Consider the following 23,752-nt stretch of genomic DNA (forward strand, 5'->3'; position numbering starts at 1 on the left):
TGTGCTCCATTAATCTTATAATCGTGTATTAAAAGTATGTTTTTAGGCTGTGGTAAAGTGCTTTGTATGTCGTGTATTGCTGTGCGTAAAAGTCTTGCATGATTGGATCTGGCTTAATGATTTGCGTTACTTTGCCGTTAACACACACTTGTTGTGCTGGGAGTTGTGTTACTGCTATTCGGGCAAGTCTTGCAGCGCCAAATGCGGGACCAACTTCTGAGCCTTCTCGGTAAATAAGGGGACGATTAAGTACACTTGCGATGATTTTTCCCCACAGTGGGCTTTTAGCACCACCACCAATGACGGTTACATCGTCAATTTGCGCACCAGCATCAAGCAGTACTTGTTGTCCATCGGCAAAGGCAAAAGCAACGCCCTCCAGTACTGCACGGCCAAGGGCTGCTGCATCGGTATCACTGTCTAAACCAAAAAAAACGCCTTTGGCATCTGGATTATTGTGCGGTGTACGTTCGCCAGTTATATAAGGCAAAAATATTACAGAGCTTGGTTTGCTAAAATCGCATTTGCTTACTTGTTCGAGCAAGGCACCTTCGTTTTCAAAACCAGTTAATTGAGTAGCCCAGGTTAAACAGCTTGCTGCGCTTAATACCACTGACATTTGGTGCCAGGTGTTTTCAATACAATGACAAAAAGTATGTACAGCACCTTCAGGGTTGGGTAGGTATTTTTCGTTGGCAACAAAGTAAACGCCCGACGTTCCTAACGATAAAAACGCTTGTTTAGGTTTTACTACGCCAACACCGGCAGCGCCTGCGGCATTATCGCCACCGCCTGCAACAACGGGTACTTGCTTCATTCCCCATTCTTCAGCAACTTGGGCTGTTAATTTGCCTGTAATTTGTGTGCCCTCATATAGGGTAGGCATGTGTTGCTCTGTTAAGTCGCAAGCACTGAGCATTTTTTGAGACCATACTCTTTTTTCTACGTCTAGCCACAGTGTGCCTGCTGAGTCAGACATATCTGATGCAAAATCACCGGTCATTAAAAAGCGTAGGTAGTCTTTTGGTAATAATACTTTGGCAACTTTTGCGAAGTTTTCTGGTTCAAGCTCTTTTAACCACACCAATTTAGGCGCAGTAAAACCCGGCATTGCTATGTTGCCGGTAATATTACGAGAATTAGGTTCGCGTTTTTCAAGCTCTACACATTGTGCGGCACTGCGCCCGTCGTTCCATAAAATGGCGGGGCGAATAATATTATTGTTTTTATCAAGAAGCGTAGCGCCATGCATTTGCCCAGATAGACCCACAGCCTTTACCAATTTTAGTAATGCAGGGTGAGTATTTTTAAGCTCCTCAATTGCACTACATGTTGCAAGCCACCAATCTGTAGGGTTTTGCTCAGAAAAAAGTGGTGCAGGGCGTGAAACGCTCAAAGATCCACTTGCTTGAGCAAGCAATTGATCTTGCTCGTCTAAAATAATTACTTTTACACCTGAAGTGCCTAAATCGATACCAAGGAACATAATTGATGTACTTAAATGTTGTTTTAGTGTTAGCGCTAACATAGTTGATTTTATATTGTTAAGTCAAGCTAGTTTTTAAAGTATGCTTTATAATCAACATTTAAATTTGTTACATAGTTAGTAGTGATGAATTTCAGAAGTCAAAAAATAAATTAAGGGAATAAATTTAAATTATTGGCTAAAGACGATCTAAACTCATTATATTTTCAAGGGGCTAGAGCAAAAGGCTATTAATTTATTCAAAATTAAATGTAATATGCTGTTCGGGTTTATTTTTAAGTGTGTTAATGAAAAGGTATTTGTTGTATTTTTACTGACTTTGTTGGCGCTAACATCTGTTTTTATTTTGATTCTGTATTAATAGTAATTATTTAAAACACAATGCAAACAATATTAGACTTCGCCATTATGTATAATAAAAAATTAAAGTTAATTATAATAACCGATTGATTGTGAGTAGGTAATAAGAAATGGCCGACCTTAAAAGAGCAAGAATACAAGATGTAGCTGAAAAGGCGGGCGTATCAATGATGACGGTTTCGCGCGTGCTCAACCAAGACAAAAAAGTAAGCGACAAAACCCGCGAAAAAGTAATGGCGGTTGTTGAGCAATTGAACTACAGACCTAATGTGTCAGCTAGGCGCCTTGCTAGCACTAAGTCATTCTTTTTAGGACTGTTGTACGATAACCCAAGTGACTCTTACATAAGCCAGTTTTTATTGGCTGCGCTTAAAAAATGCCGCGCATTGGGCTACCACCTTGTTGTTGACGAAGCGCATAGCGATATTGACAAAACAATTGAATCGGTAAAACAACTTATTGATGTTACACAGGTTGATGGCATGATTTTACTGCCTCCTATGTGCGACAACGAACAGGTTTTAGATGTGCTTACTAAAGCACAAGTACCATTTGTAAGAATAACGCCAGATACAAAATTAAATCGATCACCTTATATTTGCATGGACGATTACCAAGCAGCGTTTGATGTTACAGAGCATTTAATAAATCAAGGGCATAGCAAAATTGCACATATTATTGGCGACACTAAACAAGGTGTAAGCCGTTTGCGTTACCAAGGTTATTTAGATGCACTGCGCTCTAATAAAATAATAACGCCTCCTGAGTATATAGAGCAGGGCAGCTTTACTTATCAATCGGGTATGGAAGCGGCAATGAATTTACTTTCGCTTGATGATAAACCTACAGCTATTTTTGCTGCAAACGATGATATGGCAGCGGCCGTGATCTCAATAGCTCAAAAACAAGGCATTAATATTCCAAGCGAACTGTCGGTTGTTGGCTTTGATGACACGCAACTTGCAACCATAGTGTGGCCAAATATTTCTACTGTAAAACAGCCCATTAATGAAATGGCTGAGCTTGCGATTACTTTACTTGCATCGGGTCAGTATAACGATTTAAGCAATGTAAAAAGCGTAGACTTAAGGCATATTTTAGATTTTGAATTAATAGAAAGAGAATCAAGCTCAGCCAATAAAAACAACTAAATAAGCGACTATTCAGCGTTATGTTGGCGATTTAGAAAAGTTGCTTAAAGTTAGTATTAATACTTTTTTTATGAGGCTCAATCAAAAAGAAGGCAATGCGTCTAATCAATTAACAGAATAGACGCAAAGGGTTGTAGTCCTAAGTTAAATAATTCATGACGGTAAATTATACGTTTTCTAGTTTCGTTCCTTTGGTTTCAGTTACTAAATAAATAACAAAAAGTACTGATATAAAAGCAAAAAAAGCATAGAGTGAATACGCAAGTGCAAGCCCTCCGCCAGCTAGCAGTATCGGAAAGGTCATGGTGACTAAAAAGTTAGCGAGCCATTGAGCAAGTCCTGCAACCCCTAAGCCTAATCCCCTTATGTTATTTGGAAATATCTCGCCGAGCATTACCCACATTACTGGACCCCATGAAAGATTAAAAAAGAATACATATAAGTTGGCCTGTACAAGTGCGGTAAAGCCCCAGTCGCCAAGTTGTAATTGTCCTTGAGGGTCTATAGTGCCGTTAGAAAATGCAACAACTAAACCGACAAGTGAGAAGGTCATGCCTATTGATCCAATTAGTAAAAATGGCTTTCTGCCTATTTTATCTATAAGCGATAAGGTAATGAAACAGGCTACCAAGCTGATTACGCCACTAATAATATTGATAAAAAGCGCATCTGATTCTGAAAAGCCAACTGCTTGCCAGAGTACTGCTCCGTAATAAAACACCACATTAATACCGACTAGTTGCTGTAATATGGCAAGCCCAATTGAAATATAAACTACAGGTTTTAGGCTAAAAGTACCTGCCTGAAATAAGTTAGTTATTTTTGTTTTTTCGCTGTTACCTAATGACTGCCTAATTTCTTCCCACATTGACTTGGCATTTTTAGCACCAAATAACTGTGATAAAGTTTTTAAGCCTGCTTGTTGTTTGTTTTTCATTGCTAAAAAACGCGGGCTTTCTGGAATAAAAAGTAAAGTGACTAAGAACATAGTTGCAGGAACTAGCTCTATCCAAAACATCCATCGCCACGTATCAAAGCCAAACCAAAGTACGTCGGTGGAGTTACCAGATATTTGTACTAATGAATAGTTACTTAAAAAAGAGAAAAATAGTCCTAGAATAATAGCAATTTGCTGAATAGAAGTAAGCGTGCCACGTAAACGTGCTGGGGCAATTTCGCTTATATAAGCAGGTGTTATTATAGAGGCTGCACCTACTGCTAACCCACCAATTAAGCGATAAATTATAAACTCTCCCGACGCCCCTGCAATGCCTGAACCCCATGCACTGATAATAAAAAGAACAGCGGTCGCAAGTAATACCTTTTTACGACCAAAATGGTCGGCACTCTTACCTGCTATTAATGCACCAATAGCACAGCCTAAAAGCATACTTGCTACATTAAATCCTGTTACTACATTGTCTGAGTTAAAAGCACCTATAAGCCCATCAACTGTGCCATTAATTACACCGCTATCAAAGCCAAATAAAAAACCACCAATCGCAGCTACGCACGCAATAAAAAATATACGTATCAAATTCTCATTTTCATTATTTGCTAATTTAATAGATGCACCACTGAGTGTGGGATTTGTTGCTGTATTTTCCATTTTATATTTCCTAAATTTTTATTATTTTTATAAAACAATGTTAGTCACTGTAAATTTATCTTTTGGTATTTTAATACCCTGTCCAGAGCCTACAGTTATAATTAAGCGTCCTTTGTAGGCAACGGCAATGCCTTGCTCATTAATATAAGAGAGTTTATTTTTAGGAATAGTAAATTTAATATCGTTTTTCGATTTGTTTTTTAGGGTAATGTGTTTAAAGCCCACTAATTGCTTATTTGGTGTTTTTATCGGCGCATCAGGCATAGAGACATAAACTTGAACAACATCGTCAGCTGAAAAACTACTTTGGTTAGTAATTGTTGTTGTTAGGTTTAAATCTCCTGAGTCTGCGCTTATTGAATGACGTGTGTTTTTGTATTTCAAGTCAGCATAACTTAAGCCAAAACCAAACGGGTAAAGTACCTCACCTTCATAGTACTTATAGGTACGGTTTTTCATTGAATAATCTTTGAAATCAGGTAGATCAGATACAGACTTGTAAAATGTAATGGGCAATTTACCTGATGGGCTATACTCGCCGTAAAGTAGGCTTACTAGCGCACTTCCGGCTGCTTCACCTGGGTAAAACCCTTGGATAATTGCGTCAATATTTTCATTTTCCCAATTTAATGCCATTGCACTACCGCTCATATTTACAAGTACAATAGGTTTCCCTGTTTGCTTTAGCTTTTTAAGCAAATTAAGTTGGCTTTTAGGTAAATTAATATTGGTGCGATCTCCATGAGAAAACCCGTCTATTTGTAGTGGCATTTCTTCACCTTCAAGATTGGCACTAATGCCACCTACAAATACAATTACATCCGCTTCATTGGCATTATTTAATGCCTGTTCTGTAAGGCTTTGAGGGTTTTTCAACCATGTAAGACTCGCCGTTGGATTAATAACATTACTATGCCAAAAGTGGTTAAATTTAGATTCAGCGTTTAGCTGGTAACTTTGATTTTTTTCAAGTTTTATAGCGCCATTAACACTATGACCATTAATTGTGAAATCAACGTTGTTTGATTTAAAATGGTACTCAGCAGTTTCTTGGGGTTTAATGATTCCGGTCCATTTTACAGCAAATTCTTGTTCTATAGAGTTATCAATAGGGGAGCGCTCCCAGCTAAAATCTAGATTTTTTTCTATTTCACGCTTTACAGGTTGGCGGTCAAAATTACTTGAAGGATAGTATTGTGCAATTAATCCCGGTTGCATTTGATTATTATGATCTAGATGAAAAAAATGTTTTGCTTCAATAGGTTGGTAATGTGTATAAACTTCACCGGTAATACTTGAGCCTGCAGTATATGTAAGGTTATTTTTACCCAAACGTTGTTCAAGTGCTAGTTTTGGTGTTATTGGAACTATTGGCATACCATTGTAGTTGCCTAATAAGATAGCTTCGTTATCAGCATTTGGACCTATAAGGGCTACTTTTTCATTTCCCTTTAATGGTAATACTTGCTCATTTTTTAAAAGTACTAATGATTTTTGAGCTGCTTCTTGTGTTAAAGCTAAATGTTTATTAGAGCCTACAATATCTATAGGAGTGTCTGAATAAGGTACGTTTTCGGGATTGTCAAACATGCCAAGTTTAAAGCGGGCATACATCAATCGTTTTAAGGCTTTATCAACATCTTTTTCTTCTACTAAACCTTCTTTTACTGCTTGCGATAAGTAACTGTATGTATTGCCATGATGATCGCCGCAATTTAAGTCAGTACCGGTTTTAAGGGCCATTGCAGCTGCTTTAGCCTCAGTATTTACGATGTTATGTGACTTTACATCGTAAAAATCTGCAATAGCACCACAGTCCGATACAATATAGCCATCAAAATTAAATTCATCCCTTAGTTTATTTTGAATAAGCTCGTTGTTTCCACAAGCTGGCGTGCCATTTACGCTATTGTAAGCACACATTACAGATGCAACTTTTGTTTGTGCAATGACATCTTTGAATGCAGGGAGGTAGGTTTCAGCTAAGTCTTTCTCGGATGCTGTATAGTCGTCGCTATGCCTTGAAACTTCTGGGCCACTATGTACTGCATAGTGCTTAAGTGTTGCAACTGATTTTAAATATTCAGCATTGTCGCCTTGCAAACCATTTATAAAATTAACTGCAATACGGGTTGTTAAGTATGGATCTTCACCGTAAGTTTCTTGTCCGCGTCCCCATCGTGGATCTCTAAAAATATTAATATTTGGCGACCAATAGGTAAGGCCTGTGTACATAGAACGGTTATTTTCTTCTAAAAAAGCATGATGTTTAGCTCTGCCTTCATCAGAAATTGCGGTACCAACTCTTAACATCAAGTCTTCATCAAATGTAGCAGCAAGACCAATTGCTTGCGGGAAAACTGTTGCTTTCCCCGCTCTTGCAACACCATGCAGCGCCTCGTTCCACCAATTGTATTCTGGTATGTTTAAGCGCTCAATTGCTGGGGATTTATCAAATAGTTGAGCAACTTTCTCCTCTAATGTAAGCCTTGTTACTAAATCGTTTACGCGCTCATCAATAGAGGCTGATTCGTTTAAATACAGTGGAGGGGGCTGCATCGATTGTTCATCGTTATCGCAACCTACTAATACAGCAAATGCTGTAAGTACAAAAAGACTTTTTATATTTTTATTAACCATTGTTATCAACTCTTAATTTGTGTGTGATAAAAATAAATTAACAAAGGAAATTATTAACGTCGTCTAAGTGTAAGTTAAATATGAATTTGAACGTATAGATACACGTATTAACGTAAATTTATACATCTCTTAAAGATAAAAATAGTTAATTTTGTTAATATATTGTTTATTTTAAGCTTTCTTTTTTAAGCTATTGATTTTCATGGTTAATATATCAAGATGACAGTATTTAAACTCAGCGTCATGTTCAAATAAAAACTAATTTTGGCGTTCAAATAGATGTATTTGTGGTTAGTTAGGCGATTTTACCCGCTATTTATCTGATTCTAGTTTTGCATGATAACCACACACACTAAAAGGGTTGAAATTTAAAAAATACGATCAGTACTTTTTGAACTTCAATGAGGGAAATTAGAATGATAAAAAAACAGAACAGTACATTTAAGCTGTCCGTAATTGCATCTGCGATTATTGCAACGTCTTTATCCGGCAACCTATATGCAGCTCAAGAAGATGACAAAAAAAAACAACAAGACGAAGATATTGAAGTAGTAATAGTTCAAGGAACACGTTCAAATTTAATCAATGCACAGAATATGAAACGTGAAGCTGAAACCGTTCTTGATGCTATATCTGCAAAAGATATTGGGTCTCTACCGGATAGAAGCGTCCTTGAGGCAATAACCCGTTTACCGGGTGTTTCTATTGAACGATTTGCTGCTGCAAACGATCCTGATCACTACGGCGTTGAGGGAAGCGGTGTTGTTGTTAGGGGATTAACGCACACACGAAGCGAGTTTAACGGTCGTGATACGTTTACTGCCGATTCAGGGCGAGGGTTAAGTTTCCAGGATGTTCCACCTGAATTAATGGGTTCTGTTGAGCTGTTTAAAAATCAGTCGGCAGATATGATAGAGGGCGGCATTGCAGGCACGGTGAATCTAGTGACGCGAAAACCTTTTGATGCAGAAGGGCGTGTAGTTGCTTTTACACTAGATGCTAGTTACAGCGAATTTGCAGACGAAACAACGCCGTCATTTTCTGGCTTATACAGCGATATATTTGATTTAGACTCTGGCAGGCTCGGCGTACTTGTCAATTACTCAAACTCAGAGTTAAAAGCTCAATCAGACGGTGCACAAATAGGCCGGTACGAGCCACAAAATGAACTGGTTAATGGACAGGCAGTGTTTGTTCCGCGAACAACACGTTTAACCAGAAAAGAAGATGATAGAAAAAGGGAAGGTTTTGCCGGTGCGCTCCAGTTTGAAAACGAAAGCAGAACGTTACTAGCAACAGCTCAATTTATACGTTCTGATTCGTCATTAGCATGGACTGAGCATGCGATTGAAATGGCAGATGATGCTGTAATCAACGATTTAGTTGCTCTTGAAGGAACCGAATTTGAAGTAACAGAACAAGGTTTGTTTGAGTCAGGTTTTATCACATCTAACGCAGGTTGGCGCGGAAATGATGCAGAGCGTCAACCATCTGGCGAGTTTGGTGCTCAGCATGCCATGGTTACCCGCTTTAGAGATCAAGATAATTTAGTTGACGATTATGGCTTTAATCTCAAATATCGACCAAACGATACATGGTCGTTTAATTTTGATGCCCAATATGTTGAATCCACTTCTGAAATTTTTGACTTTTCAATCATGGGAGCAACAAGAGCTGTAGTAGGCATAGAACAAAATGGTAATAATTTACCAGATATCACATTGCTAGATCCGGCTAATAATGACGACGCCGGTTTTTTTACTGACCCAAATAATTATTTTTGGCGCAGTGCTATGGATCATATCTCTGATAATGAAGGTGATGAAGTCGCTTTTGCTGCTGACACTCAATATACCTTTGATAGCGGTTTTTTTACCAGTATTAAAGTAGGCGCTCGATATGCTAAACGCGACCAAACAACACGCCAGTCTACTTATAATTGGGGGTGGTTATCAGAAGCATGGGCTGGTAATGGTAATGCATGGTTTGATGCCGAAGGTGATGAACTTGGTGCAAGCTTAAACAATAGCTATGAGCAAATTACATTTGATAATTTTGCAAGAGGTGGTGTGCTAAACGTAGCATCTGAAGGTGCCTTTTTGTTTCCTAGTGAATCTTTAGTTAAAGATTACGCTAATGCTGAATCAGCGTTTGCATCTTTGTCGCCAAATTGGCAGCGTTTATCAAGCCGCGGTGACACAATAGGTAACTTTTTAAATAACGAGATTAATGAAACCTCTGAAGTTAATAATGCTTTTTACATCAAGGGTAATTTTGAGGGTGAATTAGGCAGCATGTTTTACAGCGGTAATGTAGGACTTCGTTATGTAAAAATTAAAAATGAAACTGATGGTTTTTTAACATTTCCAGATACAGTGGGTGACGTTAATGACCCTTCGGATCCCGATAACTTTTTACCATCTGAACAAGCCGCCTTTGGTAATGCTGGATTTACTGAGCAAACAGCAAGCAGTGAATATACTAATATTTTGCCAAGCTTAAACGTTAAACTTAATTTAAAAGACGATTTAATTTTGCGATTTGGTTTTTCAGAAGCCATTGCATTACCTGATTTAGGAAACTTAAGAAACTTTGTAAGCATAACACCGGAAGATTTGGTGATTACTTATGATGAAAGCTCTGATGATCGACAAATTACTGATGCTCGTTATTCTCGTTATACGGCAAATTCAGGCAATCCATTCTTAAAACCAATGGAGTCGTATAACTACGATTTAGCGCTTGAATGGTATTTTTCTGAGGGAGTGGGGTCACTTACAACATCATTTTTCTATAAAGACATGAGTAACTACTTTATTAATGGTTCAGTGGATAGAGAATTTACTAATAATGGCGCAACACAGGTGGTACAAGTAAACGGTGCTACCAATGGTGATGAAGGTTCTGTGCAAGGGTTTGAACTGGCTTACCAGCAGTTTTACGACTTTTTACCTGGTGCCTTTAGTGGCATTGGTATGCAATTTAACTATACCTATATCGAGGAAGAAGGATCGCCAAATGCAGGGCTATCGCCAGATAAACCTGACTCAACAGAAGGCGATAATGTGGCATTTGAAGGATTACCTCTTGAAGGGCTTTCTAAGGATAATATCAATTTAGTCGCTATGTATGAAAAGTACGGTGTTAATGCGCGTTTGGCATACAATTGGCGTTCTGAATATTTATTAACAAGTAAAGACGTTATAACGCAGCTTCCCATTTATAATGAGGCAGGAGGCCAACTTGATGGGTCTGTCTTTTATAATATCACTGAATCGTTTCAATTAGGTCTTCAAGCCACTAACCTAACTAACGAGGTTGCTCGAACTTCAATGCAAATAGACAATGATAACAATCGAGTGTCTCGCTCTTGGTTTGCCAATGAGCGTAGGTTTAGCATTATTTTGAAAGGTAATTTTTAACCCTCTTAATAAAAGCACGCGTTATTTTTTTATTACGCGTGCTTTATTTTTTTTAGGTAAACATTATGAATGATGCAAATAATATAAAATCGATTGTTATTGTAGGTGGTGGTTCAGCAGGTTGGATGACCGCCTCTGCATTAGCTAAGGTAATTGGCTGCGATAATTGTCAAATCACTTTAGTGGAGTCTGCAGACATAGGTACTGTATCTGTAGGTGAAGCTACAATCCCACAAATTCAATTATTTAATACCATACTTGATATAGATGAAACTGAGTTTATACGTTTTACTAATGCGACGTTTAAATTAGGTATAGAATTTATAGATTGGAAGGAAAAAGGACACCGTTATTTTCACCCATTTGGAAATTATGGCACTAATATGGAGGCACTGCCTTTTCATCACTTTTGGTTGAAAATGCAAAATGATCCTGAATTTTCCGACTTATCTAGCTACTCACTTGCATCGGTTGGTGCGTATGCAAATAAATTTATGCATCCGTCAACTCAGCAAAACAGCGCGTTAGCAGGTATTAATTATGCTTATCATTTTGACGCAACACTTTATGCTAAATTTTTAAGAAATTATGCCACAAGCAGAGGAGTGTGTCGTATTGAGGGTAAAGTTGACGAGGTAAACCTAAACCCAGTTTCAGGGGAAATTGAATCGTTAGTTCTTAATGATAATACGGTATTAGATGGTGATTTATTTATCGATTGCTCTGGTTTTAAGGGCCTACTAATTGAGCAGGCCCTTAAAACTGGCTACGAGGATTGGACTCATTTATTACCGTGTAATAAAGCGATTGCTACGCCGTGTTTATCTAAGAAATTACTTAACCCTTATACTCAGTCTACAGCACAAAGTGCAGGTTGGACGTGGCGAATACCACTGCAAAACCGAGTAGGTAATGGGTATGTATATTCAAGTGAATTTATGGGCGATGATAAAGCACACGCTTTACTTTTAAATACAATTGAATCTGAAGCTTTAGCAGATATTAACCAGCTGCAATGGGTAACGGGTATGCGCAAAAAGAGTTGGAATAAAAACTGTATCGCTATTGGTTTATCAGCAGGTTTTGTAGAACCGTTAGAATCAACCGGTCTGCATTTGATTCAATCGGCGATAGCAAAATTAATGACATTATTCCCTAGTAAAGATTTTACACAGTGTGATATTGATTTATTTAATCAGCAAACTGAGACGGAATATCATCGTATACGTGATTTTATTATTTTACATTATAAACTAACAAATAGAGATGACAGTGAGTTTTGGCGTTATTGCAAAAACATAGAAATGCCTGATTCGTTGAAGCAAAAAATAGAGATGTTTAGTGAAAATGGTCGTATTTTTAGACATGATAACGAGCTATTTAACGAAACATCTTGGCTTGCAGTTATGCACGGTCAAGGGATTAAACCTAAAAGCTATCATCCATTGGTTGATAGGCTATCCCGAGATGAAATAAAGCGTAGGCTTAAAAATATAGAGTCGGTTATTAGCCGCTCTGCTGATGTTATGCCTGATCATGAGGCGTATATTTTAAAAAACTACACGCGCTAGCTTTAGGGGTTTAACTCGAATTTTTGTTTTGGCTTTCCCAATATTCTTTTCTAAATTGAGTGGGTGTTACGCCCACAAGTTTTTTAAAAAATGTATTGAAAGTTGCTTTGCTGTTAAATCCTGCTTTATCCATAATGTCTAACATGGTCACTGTTTTATTTTCTTCTAAAAGTAACAGCCGTTTACTTTCTTCAACTCTGTAATAATTTATAAACTCAAAAAAGTTTTTACCAAAGTGCCTATTAATTATAGATGACAAGTTTCTTGCTCCCATACTTAACTGACTTGCTAGGTTATCAAGTGTGAGTAAATGGTTTAAATAAGGCTTATTTTGTAGCAAATAGCTTTCGATTTTTTGTATTTTTTCGGGTTCAAACGAATCTGGAGCTTTATGTTGTTCAGCTGTTAGTTCATCGTCAATACCCTGAAATATTCTTGAATTACCAGCACTAAAGTAGATTAAGCTTGTGATTAATAAAAGAATTGCATAATTAGCTGTAAGCCCAAGTAATTCATGGTCAACTAGAATACCTATCTCGTAAGACATAATAATACCCAAAGAGACAAATATTGAATTTAGGTGCACAACTAAAAAACCAATCACAAGGAATTTAAGCCAAGTTAGGTCGACACTCTCAAGCTCTGCAAACTCATTTTTAATGTTTTTTTGGTATTTTTGTAACTCTAAAAAACATAAAACGCTAATTGAAAATCGAAAGCACTCCCGAAAAAAATAAATAGCTCGGTCAATAAATGCTGTGGTTTCAATTGTGTCATTTTTAAGTACATTTAATTTGATGCTATTTTCTATCATAAGCCAATCAACAGTGAAATAAGCGGCATAAAAAATGAATGGTATGAATAATAGCGAATCGTGTTTTTTTAGCTGATAATTTTTGTTAACTAACGATTTGATATAAAGCAGAAGCAAAGGGACTTCCAACCAAAAAGCTAATCCAAATGTGTAAAATAGATTGGGTGATAAACTTAACGCAAACGCTCGAAATGCCTCACCAAAGTTAATAAGGTTATCCGTAGGAATTGCAGCTTGAGTTAATAAAAAGCAGGCAAGTAAATAGTTACTAAGTTTATTACCCTTTTTTAATGTTACTAAAAATACACTAAATGATAAGCATATAAAAATGGTAAAAATTAAAGCGAGATCGTGAGTGTTAAAAAGTACTTCTTTCACAATTTAATACACCTTTATTAAAATTTTTGTTTGGTACACGTGTGTTCTCATTGTCGTTGTATGTTATCTAATAATCTTTAATATTTGAAATAGCCGGGCGTTCAAATAGAGTAAATTGCGTGCATTTATACGCTTAAAACCTCTATTTGAACGACATTATGCTGCATTTGTTATAAAACTGTTTGCCACACTAACAAAGTATCAGGTTATTAGATTAATGAAATTAACTTATTCTTCATTTTTACTTGGCTCTTTTATGAGCGTTGCGTCTGTTAACACAGTTGCTAAAAACGATATAACACTTTGGCCAACTCTTGAACCAGCAATAAAAAAAAATGCAGAGTTGGAAACACGTATTACTCATTTAATAAGCCAAATGTCACTAGAACAAAAAGTGGGACAAATGGTACAAGCAGAAATAACCTGGGTAACGCCTCAAGATGTAAAAAAATATCATTTAGGATCGGTTTTGAATGGTGGTGGAACATTTTTACACAATAACCGTAATGCGAGTGTATCTGATTGGGTGTCTTTTATGGACGAGCTTTATTTAGCCTCAATGGATACATCACAAGGCGGTTTAGCTATTCCCGTTACATATGGCATTGATGCAGTACACGGCAATAACAAATTTATTGGTGCTACTTTATATCCACATAACATTGGATTAGGTGCAACACGTAACCCAGATTTAATTTATAAAATTGGAGAAGCCACAGCGAAAGAAGTTTTACTTGCAGGTATAGACTGGACATTTGCCCCAACACTTGCCGTCGCAAGGGATGATCGATGGGGGAGAACCTACGAAAGTTATTCTGAAGACCCTGAAATAGTTGCCAGCTATGCTAAAGAGGTGATTGAAGGCCTTCAGGGGAAAGTAAACACAGCTAACTTTTTAGATGACGATCATATTTACTCTACCGCAAAGCATTGGGTCGGTGACGGAGGCACCTATCAGGGCATTGATCAAGGTGACAACCAAGAAAGTGAAAGTGATTTAATTAAAAATCATGCGGCGGCATATTTGCCAGCTCTTAAAGCCGGTGTGCAAAGTATAATGGCCTCGCATAATATGTGGAATGGCTTGCGCTTACACGGCAGCAAATATCTCCTTACCGATGTTTTGAAAACGCGACTTGGTTTTGATGGTTTTATAGTGGGTGATTGGAATTCGCACAGTAAAATACCCGGATGTAGCAATGATAGCTGTCCGCAGGCTGTTAATGCCGGACTAGACATGTTTATGGTTGTAGAAGATTGGAAGGCTTTTATAGGTAATACAGTAGAGCAGGTTAAAGATGGAATTATCCCTGTTGAACGTATAGACGATGCAGTTAGACGTATTTTACGCGTTAAAATACGTTCGGGGCTATTCGATAAAGGGCTTCCATCAACACGTAAATATGCTAACCAAAAACAATTATTAGGTGCTCCTGAGCACAAAGCAATTGCTAGGCAAGCAGTTAGAGAATCGTTAGTGTTGTTGAAAAATAATAATAACCTTTTACCACTTAACCCAAATAGTGAGGTATTAATTGCGGGTGATGGTGCTGAAAATATGAGTAAGCAAACGGGTGGTTGGACAATTAACTGGACAGGCGAAGGTAATGTTAAATCTGATTTTCCAGGGGGAACGTCAATTTTTGATGGTATAAAGCAAGCGGTAAACAAAGCGGGCGGCAATGCAGTGCTAAGCCCTGATGGTAGTTTTGATGTAAAACCAGATGTTGCCATTGTTGTGTTTGGTGAAAATCCGTATGCAGAGTGGATTGGCGATCTAAAATCAATTGCTTATCAGGCTCATTCTCACCGTGACGCCAAATTAATCGAGTCATTGAAATCACAAGGTATAAAAGTTGTATCAGTGTTTTTATCGGGCAGACCTTTATGGGTAAACAGAGAAATCAATGCATCAGATTCGTTTGTAGCAGCTTGGCTACCTGGTAGTGAAGGTGTTGGTGTAGCTGATGTTTTGTTTAAAGATAATGAGGGCAATATTCAATTTGATTTTAAAGGCAAGCTTTCCTTTTCATGGCCTAGATATGCATCACAAGTTGTATTAAATCGTTACGATGAAAACTATGATCCACTTTTTGCGTATGGATTTGGGTTAACCTATAAAGATAATGTGATGCTTAATAAATTAAGTACAAAGAATGACTTTATTTTTGAAACACCTGTCAACACCCCTTATCAAATAATGCAAGGAAGAGCGAAAGGGGACTGGAATTATCAATTGCAGTCGGGTGGACAAACAAAAGACATCCACACGCCATCAGGAAATATTAAAGGCTTAACGATGATTGAAGCCGATAAAAATATTCAAGGTGATGCAAAAGAATTTACGTGGAGTGGTGCTAATAATGCTTCTGTACTGATTAGCTCATCCTGGTACCGAGAAGATCTATCTCAATATTTGATCAATAAAAGCGCGCTAACGTTTGATGTGAGAGTCGAAACCCCTCCTAGAAATGAACTTTATGTTCAAATGGGATGCGCAAAAGGTAAATGCGCAGAGCTGAATATTTCGCCCATGCTAAAAGAGTTTAAATTGAACACCTGGAATACCGTTTCTATAGATTTATTATGCTTTGCTAAAAGTGGAGTGGAGTTTGAACGCTCGAGTGCCCCCTTTGTGTTAACAAGCGAAGGCGCAGCTAAAATACGAATTGCTAATGTTCAATTTGAACCCAATGCACAAAAAATGGCCACTTTAAAGTGCAGTGAATAATAAACAAGAGCACTTATTATAACTCAATAGCAAGTGCTCTATTTTTTGCTTCGACATTATTTATATGAAAGGGTCATATGAAACATATTATTTTATCGTTACTGCTACTGAATGTGCTTGCTCTGACCTCTTGCTCGGTATTAGTAAAAAAAAATCCTAGTAAATTAAGTAAGTTATCCTCAAATCAGCAAATTGCAATTAATCAATTAGGCTACTTAAATAAAAGTGAAAAAATTGCTGCAATACCGAACGTAACAGCTTCGCAATTTGATGTAATTAATGCGAAAACGAACAAGGTGGTTTATACCGCTCAGTTGAGCGCAGCTAAAATATGGACTCTTTCTGGCAATGATGGTCACAAGCTTGCCGATTTTTCTGAAGTTGTCACGTCGGGTCACTATTTTTTGCGTGTAAAGGGTGTTGCAGATTCTTCATTATTTCGAATTAGTGATGATGTTTATGATTCACTTAGTAAAGCCGCTTTAAGATATTATTATTTGAACCGCTCTAGTACTCCTATTGAAGAGAAGTTCGCGGGAATTTATGCAAGACCAATGGGTCATAAAGATGACATTATTGGCTATCATCCCTCTGCTGAGCCTAGGTACAAAGGCAAACGAATAGACTCACAAAAAGGATGGTATGATGCAGGCGACTATGGCAAGTATGTTGTTAACTCAGGTATTAGCACTTATACACTGCTTGCAGCGTTTGAACATTACCCTGATGTTTATAAAAAACAAACCCTAAACATACCTGAATCTGAAGATAACGTTCCTGATATTATAAACGAAGCCCTATGGAATCTTGAATGGCTGATCACTATGCAAAGCGATGATGGGGGTGTATATCATAAGCTAACAACTCGTGAATGGCCAGGGAATGAAATGCCACATGAAGATCAACGCCCACGCTTAATAATAGGGAAATCAACAGCAGCAAGCCTTAATTTTGCAGCTACGCTTTCCATGGCTAGCCGGGTGATTGAACCTTACTACCCCAATAAGAGTAAGCAATATTCAAATGCAGCCGTAAAAGCATGGCGTTGGGCGCTTTTAAACCAAACACAATATTATGAGCAACCAAGTGATATTAAAAGCGGTGAATATGGAGATCATTATTTAAAGGATGAATTTGCTTGGGCCGCTGCAGAGTTATTTATAACCACTAAAAATAAAAACTTTTACACTATTTATAAAGAGATAAATATTGATTACGTGGCTCCAGCGTGGCGAAATGTATCGTACCTTTCTTTGAGTAGTTTGCTGTTTAAAGCAAAGGACTTATTGTCTAAACAAGAATACGAAGCCCTTAAAATAAAGCAAAATGACTTAGCTGATATATATTTAAACCAACATAAAAGCAGTCCATACAATGTTGCTATGCAAAAATCAGACTTTGTATGGGGGAGTAACTCAGCCGCGTTAAATAAAGCGATGGTTTTGCTACAAGCCGCTCAGATAAATAAAAATAACGATTATAAAAATGCAGCTCATGGACTTGTCGATTATGTATTAGGGCGAAACCCTACGGGGTACTCTTTTGTTACTGGGTTTGGCACTAAAACACCTTTGTATCCACATCATCGAATTTCACACAGTGATAATGTTGTTGCACCTGTACCAGGAATGCTTGTAGGTGGCCCTCATTCAGGACAACAAGATAATTGTAACTACTTATTCAATGAGCCAGCAAAATCATACGTTGACGATTGGTGTAGCTTTTCAACTAACGAGGTTGCGATTAATTGGAATGCGCCACTTGTGTATGTACTTGGTGCGCTCTCTGACTAGCAACTTTATAAGTTTTAATTTGCACAACTCAGTTGATTCTATTTATTGACCCAAGGAAAGCGCTATAAAAGTAGGGAGAAGATTTTCTTGAGTTTATATTTTTTGAATTGGTACGACTGAGTGGATTCGAACCACCGACCCCTACCATGTCAAGGTAGTGCTCTAACCAACTGAGCTACAGTCGTACAATTTGAGGTTCTTAAATATAACTTATTCAATAAATCAGAATAAATTTGGTACGACTGAGTGAATTTGAGTTACTGACCCTTGGACCGGGTGGTCAAGAGTAGGTAGTGCTCTTTCCTTCAATTATACATTTCATTAATATTGGTACGACTGAATGGATTTGAGTCACTGACCCTTGGACCGGGTGGTCAAGAGTAGGTAGTGCTCTTTCCTTCAATTATACATCTGATTAATATTGGTACGACTGAGTGGATTCGAACCACCGACCCCTACCATGTCAAGGTAGTGCTCTAACCAACTGAGCTACAGTCGTATTACTATATTTAAGTAAGTGTTAATTGCTTAACAACGGCCGCTAATATATAGCGTGGCGGTTGGTGAATCAAGCACGTTTCGTGTTTTTAGGTTTATTTGCCGTTTTTTTATTCATATTGGGCTGATTTCACACGTTTTATAAAACTCTTGCCACCAAATAACATGCTGTTTAGCTGAGCTTTTCAATTGATTTAATAAATTGGTATTTGAGTTTGCTTTAATCAGCTGATTAATTTCATTAGTTGTTACACGTTCTTGGTACCACAGTTGATTTAATAAAGGCTGAAGCACTTCAAGAAAACCAATGAGTTGTGCTTGGTAAGGCTGAATTTGTGAAAGATAGTACTTTTGAAATATATTATTCATTATTTTAGCTTTATCTTTGTTTTTACCCACTGGACATAGGGTGCTTAAATTGATGTTATGCACCAACCCCGTGGCGATTTTATTTAGCCTTATTTGTTGCCTGACAGATTTAATTAATGATTGATTAAACCTATATTTATTAAGCGTTTCGAGTGCTTGGTAAATTGCATCTGTGTTTATTTCGGCAAATTGAGCCTGAGCTAATTGCGCTTTAATAGCAGTCAGTTTACGCATAGCCTCAATTGTGTCGCTAAAGCCTGCGGGTTCTTTACTTAATTCTGAAGCGGTTAGTGACCACGTGCGGTTAAGCTCTGGTTCCTCTATTAGGGCTGCATTAAAGTAATGTAGTAAATCAGCTTGTTTTTGATTTTTTGCTTCATGTATTTTTTTATACGTTACTGAGGATTCATCGAGCGAGGCTAAGCAGCTGTTGGCGTGTTGAATAAAGTCTATTTGATATTTTAAACGCCCTGCAGCGGTTGCTGTTTTACCCAGTTGGTTATTGTGCTCACTTATCACCACATTTAAATTGCAGCTGCTGATCCCGGCAAGCTCAACTATACCCAGTGTTATTTTATTGTTGTTGAGTTCGGTTAACGGGTTTAATTTGAGTGAATTAAGCGCTGGGAGGTCTTCTGATTTGTTGTCGGTTATATTTTCAAGGCGTTCTATGTAGGTATTGTTTGTATTGCTAGGGGCCTCTGTGCAAGCACTTAGCATAGTAACGGTTAATATTAGTAGCACGCATACTAATACTAACTGCTTTATGTTATTTAAATTAAGCTTGTTGGCTAATAAATGGTTCATGTTTAAAGCGCTTACTAACGGTTATCATTAACAAAATGGCTGCAACGGTGAGCCCGACAATTATACCAATCCAAAATCCGTGCGGCCCCATTGCCGGCACAATTATATCTGTTCTTGCCAATACGTAGCCTAAGCTAAAGCCGATTAACCAATACGAAATAAACGTGATGTAAGAAATAGGGGCTGTGTGTTTTAATCCTCTTAAAATGCCATTTGCTGCAACTTGCAAGGCATCGGGTAGTTGATAAATACAGGCTAAAATCATAATTGAGGTCGCAAGGGCAATAACCGCAGGGCTGTCTGTGTATAGCTGGCTTATCACATCACGACCTATAAATGTTATAAACGCTAAGAACAGTGCGATTAATATAGCCAGTAGATAACTTGTCGATACGGCTATTTTTAACTGATCGAACTTATTCTGGCCATACAAGTTACCAATTCGAATGCTAATGGCAATAGAGAGGCTTAGCGGCATCATAAACAGTAACGCGGTAACACTTGCTGCAATTTGATGGCCTGATACAGCAACCGCTCCTAAATGGGCAATAAAGAGTGGAATACATGCAAAAAGTGTTACTTCAAAAAAGGTAGCCAAAGAGATAGGAATACCTAATTTTGTAATAGTGGCGATAGTCGTTATATTTGGTTTTTCAAACGGTGTGAGCAGCCCTTTGGCATCTATCTTTTTACTCATTTGGCAATAAGTGACCTGTGCTAATGCCATTACTGTTAGAACAATAGCTGTTGCTATACCACAGCCAGCTCCGCCATAGGCGGGAAGGCCAAATAAACCATTTATGAAAATGTAGTTAGCAGGAATATTAACGGCTAATCCGAGTAAGCTAATATAAAAGGCCGGTTTTGTCATGCCCATGCCTTCGGTCATGTTTCGGTAGGTTGTAAAAAATAAAAATCCAAACACTCCCCATTTAACAAATTGAATATAGTCGAAAGCGAGGCTCGCAATAGCCGGGCTTGTATCTAGCTGTAATATAATAATGTTGGCCAAGTAGGCAATACTAAAGCCTGTAATACACAGTAAAACGGTTAAATATAAAGCTTGTTGAAAATAGTGGCTTATGCCTTTTTTGTCATTGGCGCCGGCAAATTGTGCAATTATGCCAGTTAATGCTAACAAAATACCTTGCAACGCTAAAAGTAGTGGGTTCCAAATACCAGTAGCAATAGAAAGCGCAGCTAGGTCGGTAGGGCTGACCTGACCTGCCATTATGGTGTCGACCACCGACATTAATATAAGGGTAACTTGTGCTAAAAAAACAGGCAGCGCGAGAGAAAGTAAACGCTTAGCTTCCCAATTACAAAAGGTCATAAAAACAGCTATTTAATGAGTAAGGCTGTAATTGTAATCTATTGTCTTTGAAATAAAAATCTAAGGAGTGAATGATTTTATAATTCGATACGTTAAACTATTACTTTGTCATAACTTAACGAGATTTTATGTTTACAGGTATAGTACAAACTCAAGCTACTGTGGTGTCTAAAACCCATAATGAGGGTGTGTTACGTTTAGTGGTGTCGGTGAGCGATGACTACGTAAAACACCTAGATTTAGGAGCCAGTATTGCGATTAATGGGTGTTGTTTAACAGTAGTAAAAGTTGAGCTAAGTAACCAAGATGTAGTCGCGCAAGTTCACTTTGACGTGATTGACGAAACACTTCAATTAACTAATCTAGGGCTTCTTGAGCTGGGCAGTTTAGTAAATTACGAGCGCTCTGTTACTTTTGGCACCGAACTGGGTGGGCATATTGTATCGGGACACATTCACTGTTCGGCTAAAATAAATCAAGTAATTAATACTCAAAGCAACTGCAAAATTCAGGTAAGTTTACCGGTAAAGTGGCAAAAATATGTATTGTACAAAGGCTTTGTTGCCATTAATGGTGCTAGTTTAACAGTAGGCGAGATTGACGATCAGGGCTTTTGGTTGCATTTAATTCCAGAAACATTAGCAATTACAAACTTAGGTAAAGCGCAAGTGGGTGATGAGCTAAATATAGAGGTCGATCAGCAAACTTACACTATTGTTAACACCGTAGAAAACTACCTGCGTCATCAAAATTAAAAAATTTGTTCGTCGTCACTGTCTACGTGTAGCTCTAATTTATTGTGTGCATGGTCTATGTGCATATTTAAATGGATTGGGTTGCAACAGGCAGTGCAGTCTTCAATATAGTCCTGATCGCCCATGCTGGCATCTAAATCCAAATGAATGTGGTGTCCGCAAAACGGGCAGCTAATACGTTGTGATAAAAAGTCTTTCATAATCACTCCAAATACAAATAACTTAAGCAGAGCTTGGAATGTTTTTATTCTAACCACGGCTTAATGACGTAAAACTGAACTCCTTAGAACCCTTTAAATATAGTCTGTTTAGCGTGTTATGACAGTTTATTTACACTTATTGCATTAGCTTATCGATATGTTGTTTAGCTTCAGTAAGATAGTGTCCAGCAAAAATATTTGCATGATTTAAAATAGGGTATAGTTGGTAAATATGTTTACGTTTTTGATAGCTTGGTTGAAGGGGGTATTGCTTATTATAGGCAACATAAAATTCGTCGGGTAGTGGCGCCAATAGCTCGCTCATTGCTATATCCACTTCCCGATCACCATAATAACAAGCGGGATTGAATACGGTCGGTACTCCTTTTAAAAAGCCCAAGTTGCCTCGCCAAAAATCACCATGTAACAAAGATGGGCTCACAACATGACTATGTAGTTGTGCTTTAACTTCATTAATTATGTGCTCGGGTTTGGCAAATTTAATGCCTTTTTCGGCTAATAGTTGTAATTGCCATCCTATGCGTTCTTCGGCAAAAAACACATCCCACTTTTTGTGCCAACGATTTGGTTGAACGGTGGTAGCTAAGTGATTATCTATATCAAAGCCAAACATTGCCTGGTCATGCTTTTGGTGCATTTGCGCTAGTTGAGAGCCCATTTTTTGCCATTGGCAATAGGGCTGCTCATCAAGCTCTAACCACGAAAGTACGATAAATGAAAATTCAATGTTAGCACCTGATGTAATGCAAGTTGGAACACTAAAATAACTATTATTAGCAAGCATCTGTAAGCCCCTTGATTCACTTTCTAATCGCTCAAGCTCGCTTTTGAGCGCAATTTTAACAAAGTAGCTTTGTGTGCCATTGCTTATATGAAAATATTTATCGGTTGTTGTGCTTTGCAGTTGTCGCTTTTGTGTGTGTTTAAAGTCAGTATTTGTAGCTTGGCTAATGTGCTCGTTAATTGCTTTCCACATAATAGTTGCTCGTATTTTATACAGACACTTAAACTATGGCAAAAAGGGATTAATTTAACAAACTAAACGTTGTAAAATTAGCGAATGTGTCGCACAAAGTGACGCTAACTGTAATGGAGTAAAAATGAACAAAAGTTTTATAACCAATTTACTAGCAAGTATTTGTGTAGCTGCAGGATTGATATTTGATCAGCCAGTAGTTTTGTCGGTGGGGTTATTTGCACTTTCTGGCGCAGTGACCAATTTATTGGCTATTCATATGCTATTTGAAAAGGTGCCGTTTTTATATGGGTCTGGTGTTATTGCGCTCAAGTTTGAGAGTTTTAAAGTTGCTATACGAAACCTAATACTCACTGAGTTTTTCTCCGAACAAAAAATTAATAATTTAATTAACAAGGCGCAGCCTAATATCGACTTTGAACCGATCATTAGTAATGTTGATTTAAATCCAGCTTTCGATAATTTACTCGAGGTTATAGAGCAATCGCAATTTGGTAGCATGCTGGGTATGTTTGGAGGCACTGCTGCAATAGAGCCAATGCGTGAAAAATTTATTGAAAAAATGCAACTTTCGTTGGCACAAATTTCTCAAACAGAGAACTTTAAAGCGTTAGTAACGCAAACGCTTTCACAAGGAAATAGTGCTCAAGGGTTGCACAGCACAGTACTTAAACTTGTTGATGAACGCCTTGATGAATTAACCCCTAAAATGGTGAAAGAAATTATTCAAACAATGATACGCGAGCACTTAGGTTGGTTAGTTGTTTGGGGCGGAGTATTTGGCGGTTTATTTGGTTTAATTGCGGGTGTTCTTTAAGCAATAAAATTAATAATAAAA

15 protein-coding genes and 2 tRNA genes are annotated in these 23,752 nt (G+C 37.7%); 7 read left to right on the forward strand and 10 right to left on the reverse strand.

What is annotated here, in order from left to right:
- Positions 1 to 28: 28 nt before the first annotated feature.
- A complete protein-coding gene (gene xylB / locus AC27JL_RS08465; RefSeq protein WP_487195388.1) occupies positions 29 to 1,486 on the reverse strand; it encodes a xylulokinase in 1,458 nt (485 codons plus the stop codon).
- A 470-nt stretch (positions 1,487 to 1,956) separates the two neighbouring features.
- On the opposite strand from xylB, the gene AC27JL_RS08470 reads away from it, so the two are divergent.
- Positions 1,957 to 2,997, forward strand: a complete 1,041-nt coding sequence (locus AC27JL_RS08470) for a LacI family DNA-binding transcriptional regulator (RefSeq protein ID WP_243530769.1) — start codon at positions 1,957 to 1,959, stop codon at positions 2,995 to 2,997.
- A 166-nt stretch (positions 2,998 to 3,163) separates the two neighbouring features.
- On the opposite strand, the gene AC27JL_RS08475 is transcribed toward AC27JL_RS08470, so the two are convergent.
- Both AC27JL_RS08475 and AC27JL_RS08480 read right to left on the reverse strand, forming a co-directional pair.
- Positions 3,164 to 4,606, reverse strand: a complete 1,443-nt coding sequence (locus AC27JL_RS08475) for a sugar porter family MFS transporter (protein WP_487195389.1) — start codon at positions 4,604 to 4,606, stop codon at positions 3,164 to 3,166.
- 27 nt (positions 4,607 to 4,633) lie between these two features.
- Complete coding sequence (locus tag AC27JL_RS08480; protein WP_487195390.1) at positions 4,634 to 7,246, reverse strand: glycoside hydrolase family 3 C-terminal domain-containing protein; 2,613 nt, start codon at positions 7,244 to 7,246, stop codon at positions 4,634 to 4,636.
- A 416-nt stretch (positions 7,247 to 7,662) separates the two neighbouring features.
- Here AC27JL_RS08480 and AC27JL_RS08485 point away from each other — a divergent pair, with 416 nt between their 5' ends.
- Together AC27JL_RS08485 and AC27JL_RS08490 are read left to right on the forward strand one after the other, a co-directional pair.
- Positions 7,663 to 10,668, forward strand: coding sequence for a TonB-dependent receptor (locus AC27JL_RS08485; protein WP_487195391.1), 3,006 nt, complete (start codon positions 7,663 to 7,665; stop codon positions 10,666 to 10,668).
- A gap of 65 nt (positions 10,669 to 10,733) precedes the next feature.
- Positions 10,734 to 12,239 carry a tryptophan halogenase family protein gene (locus AC27JL_RS08490; RefSeq protein ID WP_487195392.1) on the forward strand — a complete coding sequence of 502 codons (1,506 nt, stop codon included), beginning with the start codon at positions 10,734 to 10,736 and terminating at the stop codon, positions 12,237 to 12,239.
- Between the two features lie 10 nt (positions 12,240 to 12,249).
- Here the strand turns inward: AC27JL_RS08490 and AC27JL_RS08495 are convergent, their stop codons facing one another.
- Positions 12,250 to 13,431, reverse strand: a complete 1,182-nt coding sequence (locus tag AC27JL_RS08495) for an AraC family transcriptional regulator (protein ID WP_487195393.1) — start codon at positions 13,429 to 13,431, stop codon at positions 12,250 to 12,252.
- 217 nt (positions 13,432 to 13,648) lie between these two features.
- Between AC27JL_RS08495 and AC27JL_RS08500 the strand changes: the two genes are divergently transcribed.
- Positions 13,649 to 16,162 (forward strand): glycoside hydrolase family 3 protein, encoded by a 2,514-nt coding sequence (locus AC27JL_RS08500; protein ID WP_487195394.1) that lies wholly within the window; start codon positions 13,649 to 13,651, stop codon positions 16,160 to 16,162.
- A gap of 77 nt (positions 16,163 to 16,239) precedes the next feature.
- The gene (locus tag AC27JL_RS08505; RefSeq protein WP_487195395.1) at positions 16,240 to 17,955 is read left to right on the forward strand and encodes a glycoside hydrolase family 9 protein; all 1,716 of its coding nucleotides are present in this window, start codon (positions 16,240 to 16,242) and stop codon (positions 17,953 to 17,955) included.
- 108 nt (positions 17,956 to 18,063) lie between these two features.
- Here the strand turns inward: AC27JL_RS08505 and AC27JL_RS08510 are convergent.
- The 4 genes from AC27JL_RS08510 to AC27JL_RS08525 form a co-directional block, all read right to left on the reverse strand.
- Positions 18,064 to 18,140 (reverse strand) — tRNA-Val (locus tag AC27JL_RS08510).
- 237 nt (positions 18,141 to 18,377) lie between these two features.
- Positions 18,378 to 18,454, reverse strand: a tRNA-Val gene (locus tag AC27JL_RS08515).
- Positions 18,455 to 18,567: 113 nt separating this feature from the next.
- Entirely contained in the window at positions 18,568 to 19,629 is a 1,062-nt protein-coding gene (locus AC27JL_RS08520) for a DUF3080 family protein (protein WP_487195396.1), read from the reverse strand.
- Entirely contained in the window at positions 19,601 to 20,962 is a 1,362-nt protein-coding gene (locus tag AC27JL_RS08525; protein WP_010556367.1) for an MATE family efflux transporter, read from the reverse strand. Before AC27JL_RS08525 ends, AC27JL_RS08520 begins: the two co-directional genes overlap by 29 nt.
- Before the next feature lie 128 nt (positions 20,963 to 21,090).
- On the opposite strand from AC27JL_RS08525, the gene AC27JL_RS08530 reads away from it, so the two are divergent.
- Positions 21,091 to 21,717: a riboflavin synthase subunit alpha gene (locus tag AC27JL_RS08530; protein ID WP_487195397.1), complete on the forward strand. Its 627-nt coding sequence runs from the start codon at positions 21,091 to 21,093 to the stop codon at positions 21,715 to 21,717.
- Here AC27JL_RS08530 and AC27JL_RS08535 read toward each other — a convergent pair.
- Positions 21,714 to 21,917 (reverse strand): CPXCG motif-containing cysteine-rich protein, encoded by a 204-nt coding sequence (locus AC27JL_RS08535; RefSeq protein WP_006792887.1) that lies wholly within the window; start codon positions 21,915 to 21,917, stop codon positions 21,714 to 21,716. The genes AC27JL_RS08530 and AC27JL_RS08535 overlap by 4 nt on opposite strands.
- A 136-nt stretch (positions 21,918 to 22,053) precedes the next feature.
- Positions 22,054 to 22,914, reverse strand: a complete 861-nt coding sequence (locus tag AC27JL_RS08540) for a fructosamine kinase family protein (RefSeq protein ID WP_487195398.1) — start codon at positions 22,912 to 22,914, stop codon at positions 22,054 to 22,056.
- A 124-nt stretch (positions 22,915 to 23,038) separates the two neighbouring features.
- Between AC27JL_RS08540 and AC27JL_RS08545 the strand changes: the two genes are divergently transcribed.
- Entirely contained in the window at positions 23,039 to 23,731 is a 693-nt protein-coding gene (locus tag AC27JL_RS08545) for a DUF445 domain-containing protein (RefSeq protein ID WP_487195399.1), read from the forward strand.
- Positions 23,732 to 23,752 lie beyond the last annotated feature (21 nt).

Source organism: Pseudoalteromonas sp. 4NS20-0020, assembly GCF_057554385.1.